13 protein-coding genes are annotated in these 17,893 nt (G+C 54.1%); 7 read left to right on the plus strand and 6 right to left on the minus strand.

Features of this window, described 5'->3' with window-relative positions:
- The first annotated feature begins 1 nt into the window (after position 1).
- On the plus strand, positions 2 to 1,240 hold the full coding sequence (locus RHH53_RS03215; protein WP_206201034.1) for an aspartate aminotransferase family protein: 1,239 nt from the start codon (positions 2 to 4) through the stop codon (positions 1,238 to 1,240).
- Here the strand turns inward: RHH53_RS03215 and RHH53_RS03220 are convergent.
- Positions 1,237 to 4,218 carry an FHA domain-containing protein gene (locus tag RHH53_RS03220; RefSeq protein ID WP_310744087.1) on the minus strand — a complete coding sequence of 994 codons (2,982 nt, stop codon included), beginning with the start codon at positions 4,216 to 4,218 and terminating at the stop codon, positions 1,237 to 1,239. The genes RHH53_RS03215 and RHH53_RS03220 overlap by 4 nt on opposite strands.
- A gap of 232 nt (positions 4,219 to 4,450) precedes the next feature.
- Between RHH53_RS03220 and RHH53_RS03225 the strand changes: the two genes are divergently transcribed.
- From RHH53_RS03225 to RHH53_RS03240, 4 genes are all read left to right on the plus strand, one after another.
- Entirely contained in the window at positions 4,451 to 5,203 is a 753-nt protein-coding gene (locus RHH53_RS03225) for a response regulator transcription factor (protein WP_206201036.1), read from the plus strand.
- Between the two features lie 35 nt (positions 5,204 to 5,238).
- Positions 5,239 to 6,414, plus strand: coding sequence for an 8-amino-7-oxononanoate synthase (bioF, locus tag RHH53_RS03230; protein ID WP_206201037.1), 1,176 nt, complete (start codon positions 5,239 to 5,241; stop codon positions 6,412 to 6,414).
- An 81-nt stretch (positions 6,415 to 6,495) separates the two neighbouring features.
- Positions 6,496 to 6,702, plus strand: coding sequence for a glycogen debranching protein (locus RHH53_RS03235; RefSeq protein ID WP_206201038.1), 207 nt, complete (start codon positions 6,496 to 6,498; stop codon positions 6,700 to 6,702).
- Between the two features lie 131 nt (positions 6,703 to 6,833).
- The gene (locus tag RHH53_RS03240) at positions 6,834 to 7,148 is read left to right on the plus strand and encodes a DUF5132 domain-containing protein (protein ID WP_190278082.1); all 315 of its coding nucleotides are present in this window, start codon (positions 6,834 to 6,836) and stop codon (positions 7,146 to 7,148) included.
- 56 nt (positions 7,149 to 7,204) lie between these two features.
- Here the strand turns inward: RHH53_RS03240 and RHH53_RS03245 are convergent, their stop codons facing one another.
- On the minus strand, positions 7,205 to 8,095 hold the full coding sequence (locus RHH53_RS03245; RefSeq protein ID WP_310438048.1) for a universal stress protein: 891 nt from the start codon (positions 8,093 to 8,095) through the stop codon (positions 7,205 to 7,207).
- Between the two features lie 576 nt (positions 8,096 to 8,671).
- On the opposite strand from RHH53_RS03245, the gene RHH53_RS03250 reads away from it, so the two are divergent.
- A complete protein-coding gene (locus RHH53_RS03250; protein ID WP_149820949.1) occupies positions 8,672 to 8,959 on the plus strand; it encodes a Mo-dependent nitrogenase C-terminal domain-containing protein in 288 nt (95 codons plus the stop codon).
- 18 nt (positions 8,960 to 8,977) lie between these two features.
- Positions 8,978 to 9,691, plus strand: coding sequence for a ComF family protein (locus RHH53_RS03255; protein ID WP_310438049.1), 714 nt, complete (start codon positions 8,978 to 8,980; stop codon positions 9,689 to 9,691).
- On the opposite strand, the gene cobS is transcribed toward RHH53_RS03255, so the two are convergent.
- From cobS to RHH53_RS03275, 4 genes are all read right to left on the minus strand, one after another.
- Positions 9,622 to 10,353 (minus strand): adenosylcobinamide-GDP ribazoletransferase, encoded by a 732-nt coding sequence (gene cobS / locus RHH53_RS03260; protein WP_310744088.1) that lies wholly within the window; start codon positions 10,351 to 10,353, stop codon positions 9,622 to 9,624. The genes RHH53_RS03255 and cobS overlap by 70 nt on opposite strands.
- On the minus strand, positions 10,350 to 11,861 hold the full coding sequence (locus RHH53_RS03265; protein WP_225901639.1) for a pitrilysin family protein: 1,512 nt from the start codon (positions 11,859 to 11,861) through the stop codon (positions 10,350 to 10,352). Before RHH53_RS03265 ends, cobS begins: the two co-directional genes overlap by 4 nt.
- 8 nt (positions 11,862 to 11,869) lie before the next feature.
- On the minus strand, positions 11,870 to 14,707 hold the full coding sequence (polA, locus tag RHH53_RS03270) for a DNA polymerase I (protein WP_310744089.1): 2,838 nt from the start codon (positions 14,705 to 14,707) through the stop codon (positions 11,870 to 11,872).
- An 81-nt stretch (positions 14,708 to 14,788) separates the two neighbouring features.
- On the minus strand, positions 14,789 to 17,869 hold the full coding sequence (locus RHH53_RS03275) for an FHA domain-containing protein (protein ID WP_206201045.1): 3,081 nt from the start codon (positions 17,867 to 17,869) through the stop codon (positions 14,789 to 14,791).
- Positions 17,870 to 17,893 lie beyond the last annotated feature (24 nt).

Below are 17,893 nucleotides of genomic sequence, written 5' to 3' on the forward strand. Positions count from 1 at the left end.
AATGGTTGCTGCTCCCCCAACGTCCTTCAGTACCGATGCCTTTGACCAAGTGGTGATGACCACCTATGGTCGTTTTCCCATTGCGCTGCTGCGCGGTGAAGGCTGCCGCGTTTGGGATGATCAAGGCCGCAGCTATCTGGACTTTGTGGCGGGGATTGCCACCTGTACCTTGGGTCATGCCCATCCGGCCTTGGTGGAGACGGTCAGTCGGCAAATGCAAACCCTGCACCATGTTTCCAATCTCTATTACATTCCTCAACAGGGGGCGCTAGCGCAGTGGCTTGTGGATCACTCCTGTGGCGATCGCGTGTTTTTCTGCAATTCCGGTGCCGAAGCCAACGAAGCGGCCATTAAACTGGCGCGCAAATATGCCCATACCGTTCGCCACATTGCCAACCCGATCATCATTACGGCGCAGGCTAGCTTCCACGGACGCACCCTCGCCACGATTACTGCTACGGGTCAACCAAAATACCAACAACACTTTGACCCCCTGGTGCCCGGCTTCGCCTATGTTCCCTACAACGATTTTGCGGCATTGCAGACTCTTGTTGAGCAACTAGATCAGTCCCAGCCCCAAGTGGCCGCTATTCTGTTGGAACCGTTACAGGGAGAAGGGGGAGTCCGTCCTGGCGATCGCCCCTACTTTGAGCAGGTACGCCAACTCTGTACCGAAAAAGGCATTCTCCTGATTTTTGATGAAGTGCAAGCGGGTATGGGGCGCACGGGTTCCCTGTGGGGCTATGAAACCCTCGGTGTTGAACCCGATATTTTCACCTTGGCCAAAGGCCTAGCGGGGGGAGTTCCCATTGGTGCCATGATTGCCAAGGAGTTTTGTGCTGTCTTTCAGCCGGGGGATCATGCCAGTACCTTTGGCGGTAACCCCTTGGCCACGGCAGCAGCGCTCACGGTTTGTGAAACCCTTGAAAAAGAGAATCTCCTCGAAAATGTGCGCGATCGCGGGCAGCAACTGCGGACAGGACTACGCGAACTAGCAGCAACCTATCCCCAGCTCATTGCTGAGGTGCGCGGCTGGGGACTGATCAACGGTCTGGAACTGCAACCCGACACCCCCCTCACCGCTGCTGAAGTCGTCAAAGCTGCCCTTGCTGAGGGGCTATTGCTGGTGCCCGCGGGGCCGCAGGTGGTGCGCTTTGTCCCTCCTCTCATTGTCAGTGCTGCCGAGATTGATATGGCCTTAGGGGCAGTGAGCCGAGCCTTTGCCCACTTAGCAGCCTAAAGCACATCCTTGCGTTTTTGAAAAACCCCCACTAGTCCCAGCATGAGGGCAATAATGCCCCCTAAGCGCAGGTTATTGACGGTGACATTGGCGTTGAACGTGTGCCCCTGAAGACTCCAAAAGCGATCAATAAGAGCTTCACCGCTGGCGATCGCCCGCCCCCGCTGCTCTTTCCAGAGGGCAAATTGGTCTTGCCAGCGCTCCATGGCCGCCTGATAGTCTTTGACCCGTTGATTGTACTCCTCGACGCGATCGCGATAGGCCTGATCAAACTCTAAGACCGAATTGGGCAGTGGCGGTGGATCACCCGGTTCCGGAGGTTGTGGGGGTTCGGGTTCATCTACAGCGGGGTGGTACTCCTTGCGCACGCCGGGAAAGCGGCAACGTTGAAAGAGGTTATCATCAAAACACGGACATTGCTCTAGGGCTTCAAGACTGAGTTTCTCCCGTTCAGATTTGGATTGCTGCCAGCAGGCATCCCGCGCCACATCCTGACCAAAGCCGAACAGGGACACCACATTGGCATAACTCCAGCGGGTCAGGGTGACATCGCTGATCAAATTGCCCACGCCCCCTAGATCCTTCAGAGGAATAATTGCTCCAGCAAAGGTAATCTGGGGTACCAAAAAGAGAATCGTTAACAAGGGAGCCACGGTTTGCGTCGGCGAGAGGGCAGAGACCAATAACCCCATCACCATGCCACCAAAGGTGGCCAGAAACAGCGTTAGATACAAGCCAGCGATCGCCCCAATACCGAGGCTCAGATCGATCGCCAAAAACTTCACCGCCAAAAAAACCGCTGCTTGGTACAGTGCCAGCACCACTGCTGGGCCAAGCTTGGAGAAAATATAGGGCCACAGCCCCAACCCCACCATCCGCTCCCGGCGATAGATCTCCAGTTCCTTAACAATTTCCCGCATTGTCGCTAGGCTGCCCACCATCACCGCAATCAGCACAGTAACAAAGGCCATCGTAAATGCCTGCCCCGCATCCCCCTGATCCGGATCGAGAATCGTTGGCTTCCAGAGGACAAAATCCAAGGCTCCCAAAATCGGCGCGAGGGAGAGCATGAGAATGAGTGCCGCCCGATCCTGTCGCAAAATGGCCAAGTTTCGCTGGGTGAGAATCCACCACTGCCGCCACGGTGCCACTTGGGGAATCGTTGCTTTTTGGCGTTGGGGTTGGACTTGTCGGGTTGCCCCCGTATCCACGTTGAGGGGACGCTGCCGCTCCACCACATAGGTTTGATACAGATGAGACTGGCGATAGCGCTGCTGCCATACGGCTGGATTAGGTTCGCTCTCAATCTTGAGGTAAATTTCATCAAAATCTTGGACATCAAAATAGTTGAGGGCTTGATCCGGTGGCCCAAAATAGGCAAGGTGGCCGCCCCGTGCTAAAAACACCACCAAATCGCAGAGCATCACATTTTTAGTGGCATGGGTAATCAGTAAAATTGTTCGCCCCTGATCTGCCAACTGCCGCAACAGCCGCATCATCTGGGTTTCCGTGCCCGGATCCAAGCCAGAAGTGGCCTCATCCAAGAAAAATAAACTGGGGCGGGTGAGCAATTCCACACCAATCGACACTCGTTTGCGCTGACCGCCACTCAGTTGTTTCACCAGTACATTGCGGCGAGATGTTAACTCCAATTCCGCAAGGACGCGGTTCACCTGTTCCTGTCGCTCTTGATCGCTAAAATCAGCAGGTAAGCGCAGTCGCGCCGCATAGTCCAAGGCCTGAGCCACCGTTAGCTCGCTGTGGATAATGTCATCCTGAGGCACATAGCCAATCTGGGTGCGATAGGTGCCAAAGTAGCGGTACAGATCATAGCCGTTGACGAGTACCGTACCCGCCGTAGCAGGACGAAAGCCGTTGAGGGCATCGAGGAGTGTTGATTTACCGGCACCACTGCCGCCAACAATCGCGACAAACTCGCGGGGCAAAATTGAAAGGGAAATATCTTGCAGCAGCTTCGCCCCCTTGGCGGTGGTTTTGATGAGGTGGATGGCATCGAGGCGCAGATTACCACTGTCGTTGTGGGGAACAATGGTTTCATCGGGGGTAAACAGCGAGCTATAGGGGCCAATGCGCACCAAGGCCCCCGTGGGTAAAGGCATAGGTTTGCGGGGTTCAAGGCGCTGGTTATTGATGAAGGTGCCGTTGGCAGAGTCGAGATCGACAATGTACCACTGTCCTTCCTGAAGGTAGAGGCGGGCATGAAATCGCGAGACGACCGGATGATCCAGCACCATATCGTTACTGGGGTCACGGCCAATCCGAATCTGCTGGCGATCGCGCAGTTGGAGGGGGCGCGTTTGCTCCACAACCTCCGTGGCGGGCATCAACAAGTAGGTCAGCCGCAGGAATTCCCCCACATGGATCACATCCCCCGGTGCCAAGGCATGTTCGCTAATCGTTTTTCCGCGCCAGTGGAGACCATTTTTGCTGCCCAAGTCAATAATTTTGTAATGCTCTCCCGATCGCACCAGTTTGGCATGGTGAAAGGACACAAAGGGATGGTCAATGGTGATGTCCGCCTTCGGATCCCGACCAAGAACCAGTTCCTCCTTCAGCAGCGGAAACTCCTGCAACCACTGGGGCGTCGCCACCTGCAAGATCGGCGTACTGGCAGCCCCCATCACCACCGTGCCCGGCAGTTCCGTTGTTGCTATGCCATCTGGATCAAAAATGGCTTCAAAGTCACCGATTTGTAGGCGATCGCCCGCCTTCAGCGCCACAGGGGTGCGTGGCCGCAGCTTCGTACCATTCAAAAAAGTGCCGCTGGCGCTCCCGAGATCCGCCACTTGATAACCCGTCTCCGTGGGAATAATCAAGGCATGGTGGCGGGAAATCCCCTCACCGACGAGAATCACTTGGCTTTGGGGGTCGGTACCGATAAGCAGGCGATCGCGCCCCAGTTGAATTTGCTGTCGTGAACCATCAGCCGCTAAAAGGTTGAGAATGGGCACTGCCATACCGCTTGTTTAGAAACCCCACTTCATTTTGTCACTAGAGCCAGAGTAAGAATTTTCTATTACAGGAACAAGAAAAAACCCTAAAGTATTAGTCGTTACGAAATCATTGGGATTAAATTTGCTAAATTAGCATCCAATTCATCCAGACATTGCCACTCTGTTGCACCTTCTCCCAGACATGTAGAAGAAATCTCTTTTTCCTGTACTCCGCCGTTGTTGTGGGGATGTATTGATGTTGATGCACGTTGAAATTATTGAAAGTAACCCCCACCTGCGTTCCCTCCTTGGCTGGCACCTACAGCAAGTGGGGCACATCGTTCATCTTGCCAGTGGTTGTCAACAGGGGCAGGAAGTATTTCAACTGCGACATCCCGATTTGGTTGTTCTCGATCTGGACTTGAATGAGGGCAATGGTTTGGAATTATGCCGCTGGCTTCACTACCAAAACACTGTTTTGATTTTAGTTCTTTCTGGCCATGAGGATGAAGCGGATGTGGTGACGGCGCTGCGGGCGGGTGCCGATGATTACTTGGCCAAACCCTTTGGGATGCAGGAATTTCTTGCCCGAGTCGAGGCCTTGGCACGGCGAGCACGCCCCTGTTTACCCAGTGTCCTGAACTTGGGTGAGTTACAAGTCGATTTAGTGCAGCGGCGAGTGGTGGTACGCAATGTGCCAGTGGATTTGACACCGCAGGAATTTAGCCTACTCTATGTTCTGACGCAAATGGGGGGCACACCTTTGAGTCGTCAGGAATTGCTGCGGCGAGCTTGGCCAGAGAGCATTGACAACCCTCGCACCGTGGATACGCATATCTTATCTTTGCGTAAGAAAATCGAAGTGGATCCGCAGCAGCCGCGCCTAATTCAAACCGTGCGCAATGTCGGTTATCGACTGCACCTTGAGCCATTGAATGGGCGCTACCAACAGAATGGCAATAAACCCCATTCCCGTCCCCCGCGATCGCCCCGCCACGTATTGGTTTAGACTTTGTCCAGTCTTCCTAAAATATTCTCTCTCAAATGAGCGATCCCTTTGCGTGGCTAGAACCTGCCCTAGATGCCCTGCACCGTGCCCATTGGTATCGCCAACCCCTTCTCAGTAGCGCACCGGGGGCAGTGGTGAGTGTTGGCGAGCCGCCCCGCCCATTGATTAACTTTTGCAGCAATGACTACTTGGGTCTGGCCAACCATCCGCAGGTGAAAGCAGCCGCCATTAAGGCGATTGACGAATGGGGTACTGGGGCGACCGGGTCTCGCCTTCTGAGTGGTCAACGTTGTCTTCATGAACAACTAGAGCGGGCGATCGCCCAGTGGAAAGGCACAGAGGCTGCCTTAGTCTTTAGTTCGGGTACTGCCGCCAATCTCGGTACCATTGCTGCCCTTGTGGATCAACGGGACTTGGTGCTTGGGGATGCCTACAACCATGCTTGTCTCAAAAAAGGTGCCCGTCTCAGTCATGCGACGTTCTATGAATACCCCCACAACGCTGTCGCTGCCCTTGTCCAACTCCTAGAAACCCATCGCTGCCAATACCGCCGTTGTCTGATCCTCACGGATGGTGTCTTCAGTATGGATGGGGATGTCGCCCCCCTAGAGGAGATATTGGCGCTAGCCGAGACCTACACAGCCATGGTGCTAGTGGACGATGCCCACGGCACAGGGGTCTTGGGAACCAACGGTGCCGGTACCTTAGTCGCCTTGGGGCAATCGAGTCCGACCGTCATTCAAATGGGTACCCTCAGCAAAGCCCTTGGCAGTTTAGGGGGATACATTGCTGGCTCCCAAGCTCTGATCTCCTATCTGCAACACCGTGCCAGCACATGGATCTATAGCACTGGACTTTCACCAGCGGACACTGCTGCTGCCCTTGCTGCCCTTGAGCAACTACAAACAGAGCCTTCCCTACGCCAAGCCCTTGAGGAGCGCATTCAACAACTCGAAGAAGGACTGCAAGAATTGGGTTGCCCCGTTTTGCCCCGTCCGCTACCGACCCCCATCTTTTGCTTGCCTGCTCCCGATCCAGCCACTGTTCTCCAATGGGGTCAGAAATTACAAGAGGCTGGATGTTGGGTGGCGGCGGTACGGCCACCGACCGTGCCCTTTAGTCGGCTGCGCATCACCCTAAGAGCCGATCACACCCCTGAGCACATTGCGCAATTGCTGGCAGCATTGGCTGAGTTGTTAAAGTGCTGTTAAGAAGGGCTGACGGTCTCGGTGTATTTCGCCTAGGCTGGAGATAGTTCTGTGAAATCGGCAAACTGCGCCAAGGAGTGAGCGATGAGGATTTGGGTAAGCGAGCAAATTGATCCCTCTGGCCTGCTTTATGCCTGTATTGCCTGTCGTGATGAAGCTCAGGCGAGGGAGTGTGTGCAGTCTTTTGAGAAAAACTTAACAACAGAACAAAAAGCCGCCGGTTGGCAAGTGCGTCTGCGTACGGTGGCCTCTTGGGATGAGGTTCCCAGTACTGCCCTCAAGCTCTGCTAATCTTTTGGCTCAGCCCTGCATAAGAATCTCAGTGGAGCGATTAAGCCAGTGGGGACGTTGCCCTCCCTGCACCTTTGCTATCATGGGTGCGATGTGCTCATCATTGCTTTTCCTTTGGAGGATGCCGCAGAATGGAGTTTGAAGCCCTGTTACTTGGTTTAGAACCACTTACCGTGCTTGCCCTTGGGGTGGGTGCTGTTGCTGTTGCCCCCGTTGTGGGTGCCGTTGACTCAATGACCGGTCACAACTTGGCAGAGCAAGCTCGCAATGCGGCAAAATCAGGCTTGATGTGGGCGTTTGAAGCCTATGAAAAGGCACAGACGGCTGTCGCTGAAGCCAGTGAGTCTTTCCAAGACTTGGTTGCCGAAGCCCGCTCAGAAATGATGGAGCAAAAAGCAGCAAAGGCCGCCGCGCCTGAGGAACCCCGCCAAGTGACGATTAGCTAAGTTTTACTTTTAGTGCCTAATTGAAATGCCTTTGGGGTAGTTCTGCTGCCCCATCTTTATTTTAATGAGCGACCAGCGGGCGGGAAATAGATCACGGGAAAGACGCAACGACGAATGATCTCCCCGGCAAAGCTAGGGATTGATAATTCCCAAATTTTACCGACGGAACCAGAGGAAACGGCAATCCCATAGATGTCGCGATCGTGGGCTGCCAATTGTGCTTCGACCACCGGACTACCAAAGCGAATCTCGGTTTCAATGCTCAGGCCATAGCCAGTGAATTCTTGCTTTAGCTCGGCAAGAATTTTTTCAGCCTTCGGACGTTGCTCGCCAACGCCCAGTTCCCCTTTGCCGGCATCGCTGATAATCCAGCAGAAGGTCAGTGCAGCAATGCTCGTTTGATCGCGCTTTTGCACGCCTTCCCGCAGTTTTTGAACAAGGTGTTGGGCAGAGGGGCTGTGGTCGTAGGGCACTAGTAGGTGGCGAAAGAGATTTTGACAGCGGAGATTCAGTTCTGCGGTTGTCATCACCCACAACAGTTGCGGGCGCATAATCATCACTGGCACTTTAATCCGTTGCAGCACCTCAATGGTTGTACTGCCGAAGAGCTTCTCGTCCAAGAGATTGCGAATGGGACGGCTGGCCAGCACCAAGTCAATTTGATGTTTTTCAACGGTGTCCAGAATGGCATCGGCGGGGCGGCGGTTTTCGATGATCACTTCTGCTTTAAGATCCGCTGGAACTTTTGCGGCGTCGATTTTGAGTAATTCGCGTGCCTGTTGCAGCTTTTTTTCCCGCAGCCGAGGCTTATCGCCATCCTCGTCAATGGGGCGGGCATGGAAGAAGATCAACTTGCGAGCACCGGCTGTTTGCAGTGCCTCAAGGTAGTGGGTCAGTTTGGGGAGACCATCATGGAGATCGGTTGGAATCAATATGTTCTTGAACATGCCAGTGCTCCCCAATGCCAAACTCTAATTGCAGATTACCTTAGAAGGGGGAGGCGCGCTACTCAGTTCTTTTCTCTTTTTAAGGAATAAAATAATTACCCCCTCGCAAGCCGCAGGGGTCTCTGCTGGCAAATGGCAAGGGCACTGCCAAAGTCTTGGGGGCAGTTGCGCGACCCTATACGGACAACTGATAGTACAGACAACTGATAGAGAAGAAAACGGTTGCTTAGGGGCAACTTTTCGGAAAACCCCATCGTCAACTTCAACAGGAGTCACTAAAATAGGGATGGGTACAGAGTCATCATTAAATTCAATAATGTATCCATTACTACTAAATCCCTGTGAAACAAGGAGATTGTCTATCGTGATGCGATTTTCATTGAGATTTTTCTGGGATTTCGCCCCTCGCTAAGAGCTGTTAAATCAGAATCGCAACGACTTTTTTCCCATCGAATGCAGCGACACATTTCCCCTTCTCAAGAAAGGGTTTTAAGTAACTGAAATTGCCTTCTTAAACAGTTGAGGAAGGGGAGCTTTCGCTGCCAACTTCAATGATTGAGTTGAGGTGTTGAGTTGATGACAATTTTGACGTTGGGGCAACGCATGCTCCGCACAATTTTGTGGCCTGTCCGGCAGTGGCTAGAGCATCTAGAAGTGCACGATCGCCAGCTAGCGCATCGTCTATGCCGCTTGATCCCCGCCCAGTGTCCCTTTGAACGCGATATTGTGGTTGCAAAATGGCATATTCACATTCCGCCTTTGTGCCACCTCAATCCCCTTTACGAGGAGCTCATGCTGTTGCGCTACCGTGCCCTCTGCTATTTGGCGGATGAGTGCCATGAAGATATTAGTGCCTACTGTTAGCACCTAGGGGGTGTGCTGGTGTGGCGATCGCTAGCCTCCTTCCTATTTCAGCAGCCCTGTCCCTGTTGTGGTCGAGCCAGTCCCCAAACGATCTGTAGGGATTGTGAACGGCGGCTGAGGTCATGGGAAGTGCGCCAACGCCAACGCTACTGGCGGGGCAGTCTCCCCCTTTTTCCCTGGGGGTATTATCAGCAAGACCTCAAGCGGGCGATCGCCACCATGAAATACAACAATCACCCCGAACTAGGTACCCTCTTTGGCCAATGGTTAGCCCTGAGTTGGTTGGAAGCGAAGATCGCCCAACGCCTCCCGTTGCAGATTGTGCCTATTCCCCTCCATCGCCATAAATTGCAGAGCCGCGGCTTTAATCAAGCAGCGCTCATTGCTGAGGGGTTTTGCCGTGCCCTTGAGCTACCCCTTGCCCCAGTGGGACTAATCCGCCAAAGAGCAACCCAGTCCATGTTTCAGCTTTCACTCACAGAACGCCAAGCCAATCTTGAGAATGCCTTTCGCCTAGGGCAGGGGCTGCAGCGACGGCGCTGGCTCCTTTTGTGCGATGACATTTATACCACGGGGACAACGGCACGAACTGCAGCCGCAGTATTACGGGGGGCTGGCTACAAGGTCTTGGGGATCATCACCGTGGCCGTGGCGCTGCCGGATCAACTGGTCGATGCCACCGTGAAGGCAACCAACATCAAGGCTTCTGTCCACTCAACAACCGCACCATAGGTATCCCCCGTGTGACCGCCCAACTGCCACTGAAACCATGCCGGGATCAAGGGGATGAGGAGCAAACCAAAAAGCAATTGTCCGAAGGGAAGCGGTAGCAGGAAGCTGAGTAATAGCACCAGTAAACCACTCGGCCAAAAATCGCGGGGAAAGGCACAACTGGCTTTATGGATCTGACCCGTGCCTTGGGGTTTCAAATAGGGATAGCGGGCGATCGCCCACACCTGAGCAAGGCGCCCGATCACCAATACCCACACCAAGACCTGACCCCTCTCTAAACTGCTCAAGGCCGCTACTTTTAAGAGCAAAATGACGAGTCCTGCCATGACGCCAAAGGCACCCGTGCGGCTGTCCGCCATCACCTCAAGGCGCCGTTGTTGATCCCTGACGGCTAAACCATCGGCCGTGTCCATGGCACCATCCAAGTGCAATCCCCCAGTTAATCCTAGCCAAAGTGCCACAACCAAGACACTGGCCACGAGGGGGGGAACGTGCAAAAATGCCAGCAACTGGTGGGTTCCCCAAAGGAGTACGGCCAGCAATAGCCCGACCCAAGGACACCACTTGGCAGCTCCCGCCAATTGCATGGGGCAGTTAGGGGGAATGGGCAAACAGGTATAGAAGGCGATCGCCCCCAACCATTCCATCCAAAGGGTCTTCATGAACGGGTTTGAATTTGCGCCACTGTCCGCTGCTGGGGTTGCAGGGATTGAGCCACCCGCTGAATGTCCGCAGGGGTAATGTCATTAATGGCCTCTAAACGGGCAAAGAGTTGCTGCCAGCCGCCGCCTTTTACAGCATACTCCGCCAAGAGTTTGGCCATCCCCTCATTGGACATTAGGTTTTGCAGCAGTTCCATCCGCAGTTGCGCTTTTACCCGATCCAGCTCTGCCGCCGTCACGGGTGTTGTTTGCAGTGCCTTGAGTTCTTGGGCAATACCTGCCGCAAGGGCAGCCGTCGTTTGACCCGGTGCTGGTGCCCCGTAGATGAGAAAGCGATTGGGGTATTTATTACCGGGAAACCCCACGTAGGCTTGCACGTTGAGGGCTAATTTTTGCTCTAGGACAAGGGAACGGTAGAGACGGGAGGTGCGACCGCCACTGAGGAGACGTGTCAAAATTTCATAGGTGAGGTACGCGGGATCCCTCAAAGGTGGACAGGGATAGGCTTCAATATAGAGGGGTTGACTGGCCAATTCGAGGGTAATCTGCCGAGGTTCCGTTTGCGGCGGTTCGGGGGGAATGGCTGTGGTTTTGCCCGTGCCCTTGGGATAGCGACTAAAATAAACCTTGGCCAATTCCTTCACCTTCTGGGGATCAACATCTCCGACAAGCACCATGGTCATTTTGTCAGGTGTGTAATACTGGCGAAAAAACCGTTCCACATCGGCGCGGCGCAGGTTTTGAATATCCTCACGGTAGCCAATGACGGGTCGGCGGTAGGGATGCTGACGAAAGCTGGTGGCCAAAAAGGCCTCAAAGAGTTGGCCAGTGGGGGAATTTTCAGTGCGTAGCCGCCGCTCCTCAAGGATGACTTCCTTTTCTTGATAGAAGTCGCGAAAGACGGGTTCCAAAAAGCGTTCCGACTCTAGGGACATCCACAGTTCCAATTTGTTGGCGGGAAAACTGTAGAAGTAACGGGTGGCATCGGCAGATGTGGTTGCATTGAGACCCACGCCCCCGGCCTGCTGGACAATTTGGCCATATTGATTGCGAATCACATAGCGATCGGCAGCCTGCTGCACAGCGGCAAATTCTGTAATCAATGCCTGACGTTGCCGCTCATCCGTCGTGGCTTGCAGTTGCTCAAAGAGGCGATCCAGTTGGGCAAGTTTTTCTTTTTCAGCGGCATAATCCGTCGTCCCAATGCGGCGGGTGCCCTTAAAGGCCAAGTGTTCCAGATAGTGCGCCACACCGGTCTGGCCTTCCGGTTCATCAACGCCCCCCACATCCACGTAGGTGAGAAATGACACTATCGGGGCTTGGTGTTGCTCCATGACAATGAAGTGCATCCCATTGTCAAGATAGAATTCACTGATTTGATCCATGGCACGGTCAATGTAGGGGCGAATCGTTTGGGCGTCGGCCGGCAAGGAGAGGGCGATCGCCCCCAAAACAAGGCAGAGGAGAATTTGCCAGAAATAAACTTGCCAGTGGCGTTGCTGCCGCATCAACAAACCTAGTTGGCCTCCAGCCAGTTGGCCGCCGCGTAAATGTCCACCGCAAGGGGCACACTCAGGGGTACTGCTGTACTCATGACTTCGGGAATTGTAGTTTGCAGTTGTTCCCACGCTTCAGGGGTCATCTCCAACACCAATTCATCGTGGACTTGGAGCAGCAGGCGGACTTCTTCAGGGGAAAGTAGGGGAGCCAGTTTCACCATCGCACACTTAATAATATCGGCACTGGAACCTTGAATCGGGGCATTGGCTGCCGCCCGCAATAGTCCCCGCTCGTAATTGCTCATTTTTAGTTTACTGGGATCGACATCGGCTAGCGCCTCTAAAGGCTTGCGCCGCAGGGCTTGCAGTTCAGAACTCTGAAATTCAAAATAGCGCCGCCGTCCCAAAATGGTTTCCACATAGCCTTGGCTGAGGGCAAGCCGTTCCATTTGCCGCAAATAGTCAAAGACGCGTGGATAGCGATCGTAAAACCGCTGAATAAACACCTTAGCATCGGCCACACTCACCCCGGCCTCACGGGCAAACCGCTGTGCTCCCATCCCGTAAATGACGCCAAAGTTAATAATTTTGCCCAAGCGTCGCTCGCTGGAACTAATGTCGGTTTTTTCTAAGAGAAACTGAGCTGTGAGATGATGGACATCCTCCCCTTTTTGGTAGGCCTCTAGTAGGGCCGGCTCTTGACTCAGATGAGCAAGGATGCGCAACTCAATTTGGGAATAGTCCGCTGCCACCAGCAACCAGCCCGGCTCGGGAATAAAGGCGCGGCGAATTTGCCGACTAAACTCGGTGCGAATGGGGATATTTTGCAGATTGGGATTAGAGGAGGAAAGGCGCCCCGTAGCGGTCACCGCTTGGTTGAATTCCGTATGTACACGGCCTGTGTCCGGACGCACCAAGGTTGGCAACACATCCACATAGGTGGATTTGAGCTTGGCGAGGGTGCGATGGTTCAAAATGAGTTCAATCACAGGATGATCTCCCCGCAGTTTTTCGAGGGTTGCGGCATCGGTGGAGTAGCCCAGTTTTGTTTTATGGGTCTTTTTCGTATCTAACCCCAAAATGCCAAAGAGCAGTTCACTCAGTTGCTTGGGGGAGGCCAAGTTAAAGGGTTGTCCCACGGCATCCCATGCTTGTTGTTGCAGTGCTGCCAGTTGCTGTTCGAGTTCTTGGGAGAGTTGCCGCAAATAGTCACTGTCAATGCGAATCCCCGTGGCTTCCATTTCCGCCAGAATGGGTTCGAGGGGCAATTCCACCTCTAGGAGGAGTTGGCGCAGGCGGGGGGGCAAGTCGGCCTCTAGTTTGTCCTTGAGAAGATAGGTGGTATAGACATCGAGGCCACAGTATTGCGCTACCACCGCAGGGGGGAGATCCGCAAGGGTTTGATCTTTGCCCACCAGACTACGGTAGGTTTGGGCTTGAAGGGGCAGATAGCGTTGACACAGATCCTTGAGGTTGTGACTGGCTTCGGGATTAATCACATAGCTCGCCAGCATCGTGTCAAATACGACACCCTGTAATTGAATCCCCTGAAACCGCAGCACCAAGCGGTCAAACTTGGCATTTTGCAAGACTTTGGGGTAGCGATCGCCCTCAAGAATCGGTCGCAAAGCGGCGAGGGTCTCTGGTAGGGGTAGGTTCTGCCCCTCTTTGTGCCCCAACGGTAGATAGGCCACCTGATCAGGCGCTGCGCCCCAACAGCAGCCCAAGCCCACCAAGGCAGCATCGCGGGGGTTCAAGGCCGTGGTTTCCGTGTCCCAAGCCACGGGATGGTTCGCATCGGTACAGGTTTCTAACTGGGCGATCAGCCATTGCAGTTGCTCTGGCGTCTCAATGAGTTGCACATTCAAGGGGTCAGGGGTATCCGTCGGCGCAAAAAACCACGTTTCATCGGGATTGCTCTCTACATCCGGCAGTGTCCCCCCCAAGCGGAGGTGCCAGTCCTGAAGTTGCATCCGCAGGGCACGAAATTCCAAGTGATCCAATAGCTGATCCAGCGTTAGCCACTCAAAGGGACTCAGATGCAGTTCCTCTAGGGGCAGTTCCAAGGGGACATCGAGGATAATTTGAGCTAGGGTGCGGGAATGGCGGGCATCGGCCTCCCCATTGATCAGCTTCGTTCTTAGGCTAGGGGGCGTAATCTCATTAATGTGGGCGTAGATTTCCTCTAGCGTGGGGTACTGATTGAGTAACTGCACCGCTGTTTTTGGGCCAATCCCCTTAATACCGGGAATGCGATCGCTGGCATCGCCACAGAGGGCTTTATAGTCCACAATTTGCTCGGGCCAAACCCCCATTTTTTCCTTGACCTTGAGGGCATCAAAGACCTCCAGACCCTGCTTGCGTTGGCCAAGGGTATTCCCCAGATACAAGACCTGTACTTGACCTTCGCGATCAATCAATTGAAAGAGGTCGCGATCGCCACTGACAATGGACACCCGCCATCCTTGGGGTCGCAAGCGATGGGCCACCGTACCAATCACATCATCGGCTTCATAGCCCGGCTGACTCAACAGGGGTAGACGCAGTGCCCGCAGCAACGCCTGCAAATTGGCAATATCGGTAATAAAGTCCTCGGGCGTTTCTGCCCGCCCCGCCTTGTAGTTTTCGTCGGCTGTGTGGCGAAATGTCGGCTCCCCCAAGTCAAAAGCAATGGCCACATGATCCGGCTGCTGCTGCTCCAGAATCTCCAGCAGCGTCTTAAGAAAGCCAAAACACACACTAGTGGGAATCCCCGTGGAGGTACGCAACCCCCCCTCTCGCCCCTTACTAAAGGCGTAGTAGGCACGAAAGGCCAAGGAATGACCATCAATGAGTAAGAGATTGGCAGAAGGCATGGGGACAGGAAACGGCGGGGGATAACTTTTCCATTATTCAAAAAATTGGTCTAAAACCCCACCCCTGAAAATGGCAGCGTATCAACGGCTAAAGTCACGGCGTTTTTGGCAGAAGGGCAAAGCCACTAGCATTGCCAAGATGAGAATGCTTTGATCGCGCCAATGGCGTTGCACATCTACGGTAAACATGTAGCCTTGATCTCGTTGGAAGCGGCTGATAATGCCTTGGGCTTCATTGATGGCACGACTGCGTTGGCGGTTCCACTCAGAATATTTTAGTTCCCACTCATCCATGGCTGCCTGATAGGCTTGCAGCCGTTGCAGATAGTCTTGGAGCGCTGCTGGATCATTGGGGGGATCGCCCGGAGACTCTGGCCGCGGCGGTGCGGGTTCATCCACTTCGGGGACATACTTGGCGCGGATACCGGGGAAGTTACAGGTCTTAAAGAGACCGGGACCATAGCACAGACAAAAATCCCGCTGCATCTCCTCGGTCATTTTTTCCCGTTCCTCCTCTGGTTCGCGCCAACAGGGGTCATTGGCAATGTCATCCCCGATGCCTGTGAGCTTGACCATCGCCTCAAAGGGCCACTTAATGACCGTCAGATGGTTAATAATCTGCCCCGGTAACCCGAAGGAAGAAACGGGCTGAATCCCGCCACTAAAGATAATTTGGGGCACTAAAAACATCAGCACCAGCAGCGGCACAATGTTCTGGCTAGGGGCAAAGGCAGAGACTAAAAGACCCATCGCCATACCGCCAAAAATGGCAAGGGCAAGGGTGACGTACATGGCAAAAGTAACCCCCCAATCTCCCGGTAAATCCACCGCCAGCTTTGTCACCGCAAGGTAAGTGGCCGCTTGATAAAGAGCTAGCCCAAGGGCGATCGCCCCCTTGGAGCCAATGTAGGGCAACAGCCGCAGGCCAATCATCCGCTCCCGCCGATAAACCTCCACCTCCTTAACCAATTCCCGCATCGTTGTCATTGCGCCAATCATGACGGCAATCAGACTGGTGACAAAAATCATCGTCAGGGCTTGACCCGCATTCCCCGTTTCCGGATTAAAGAGATCCCGCTGCCAAGAAACAAAACTCAAACTCCCCAAGAGGGGGGCTATTAAGAGGGTCAGCAGCAGGTTACTGCGATCTTGGCCAAGAATTGTGAGATTGCGGCGGGTGAGAATGAGAAATTGTTGCCAAGGGGAGATTTTCGACTTGGGTTCACTGCTGCGACGGGATTTGCCCTTGGTGCGCCGTTGACTTTCATCGGGCATGTGAGCTAGCACCTGCTGTCGCCCGACCACATATTCCTGATAGAGGCGCGATCGCCGGTAGGCTTCCTCTAGTTCTGCCGAAGTGGGGGCATTGGGGTTTTTCTCTTTGTCTAGGGCACGATAGATGCCAGAAAAATCCTCGAGCTTAATGCCACTAAAGCGATCGCCAAAGGTAGCTCGGAAATAGGGCAGCAGTTGATCAGGAGGACCAAAGTAGGCCAGCCGGCCGCCCTCCGCTAGATAGATCACCAGATCACACTCCCGAATATTTTGGGTGGCGTGGGTAATGATCAGAATCGTTCGCCCCTGATCCGCCAACTGCCGCAGCAAAAACATCAGGTCGGCTTCCGTGCCCGGATCTAAGCCAGAGGTGGCCTCATCGAGGAAGAAGAGACTGGGTTGCGTGAGCAATTCGGCACCAATACACACCCGCCGCTGCTGACCGCCACTGAGGCGGGAAATGGGCACATCGCGACGATGGTTCAGTCCCAATTCTGTTAACACCTCGGTCACCCGCTGTTGGCGTTCCGCTGGGGTTGTATCGGGAGGCATGCGTAGTTTTGCCGCGTATTCCAAGGCTTGGGCGATCGTCAGTTCCTCGTGGATGATATTCTTCTGCGGTACATAGCCCAATTGCGCTTGAAAGGCCTGATAGTTGCGGTAGAAATTTGTGCCATTGACCAGTACCGTGCCCGTTGTTGCTGGCCGCAGTCCATTGAGGGCATCGAGGAGCGTTGACTTGCCGCTACCACTAGGCCCCAAGATGGCCACAAACTCCTTGGGCATGATCGATAGCGAAATATCGTGGAGAATTTGCGTTCCCTTGCCCACCACCTTACTGAGGTTGATGGCATCTAGGCGCATGTGACCCGATTCGGCATATTGGGTCAGGGTTTCATCAACATTGAGGACAAGGCGATCGCTACCAATGCGAATACTGTCCCCCACCCGCAGCAGTGTGGGTTCTTCTACCTCGCGGCCATTGACAAACGTGCCATTACTCGACCCCAGATCCGTGAGCAGGAAATCGCCATTGCGGCGCTCAATTTTGGCGTGGTGACGGGACACCGTTGGATGCTCAATCACCAGATCATTGCTTGGATCGCGGCCAATCGTGAACGTGTTGTATCCCACCAGCGAAATCGTCTTCACGGGGACAGTGGATGTCGCATCGGCCTCAGGAATCGCCAGTACTGTTGCTGTGCTCAACTCCGTCGCGGGGCTAAAGACAACGGCATGACGCTCTGTGTCAATGCGATCGGGCAACTCCTGCCCCACATAGGTCAGCGTCACAAATTCCATCAGGGCATAACTCTCCCCGATTCCCAAATGCACATTCATTGCTGGCTGCGGGTCACTGAGATCTACCACCTGCAAATGCTGATCCGCAAAGCGTAATTTCAAGTGGCAGGGCAAAAGTTCAGGGGTATCCACCACCACATCGCAGGCGGGATGGGTGCCTAAAAGCGTCGTTTGCTCCTGTAGCCCCCAGCGTTGCTGCCATGTTTTGGTGCGCACTTCAATCACAGGGACTTCAGTCTCTTTGCTGACCTCAGTGGTACGGGGTTGATAGTCGTGGTAGTGCCAGATGAGGCGAAAGCGCACAGCAGAGTTGCCCAGCGTTATCAAGTCGCCATCTTCAAGGGGAATGGGGGTATTGGGCACAACCGGTTGGCCATTGAGATGGGTGCCCGCTTTACTGCCGAGATCTACGAGGTGAACTTTCCCTTCTTGCCACTCCAAGAAAGCGTGGTAGCGGGAGACGGAAAGATCATTGAGGACAATGTCATTATCGGGGGCACGGCCAATTTTGAGGCCGCTGGCGGGTAGCTGAACCCCCTGCTCACTGACGGATTTGACAAGTTCTAACCATGCTGTTTGAGTCATGACCTTGGGGCAAAGGGGCTTGAT

This window comes from Thermosynechococcus sp. PKX82, from assembly GCF_031583255.1.
GTDB lineage: Bacteria > Cyanobacteriota > Cyanobacteriia > Thermosynechococcales > Thermosynechococcaceae > Thermosynechococcus.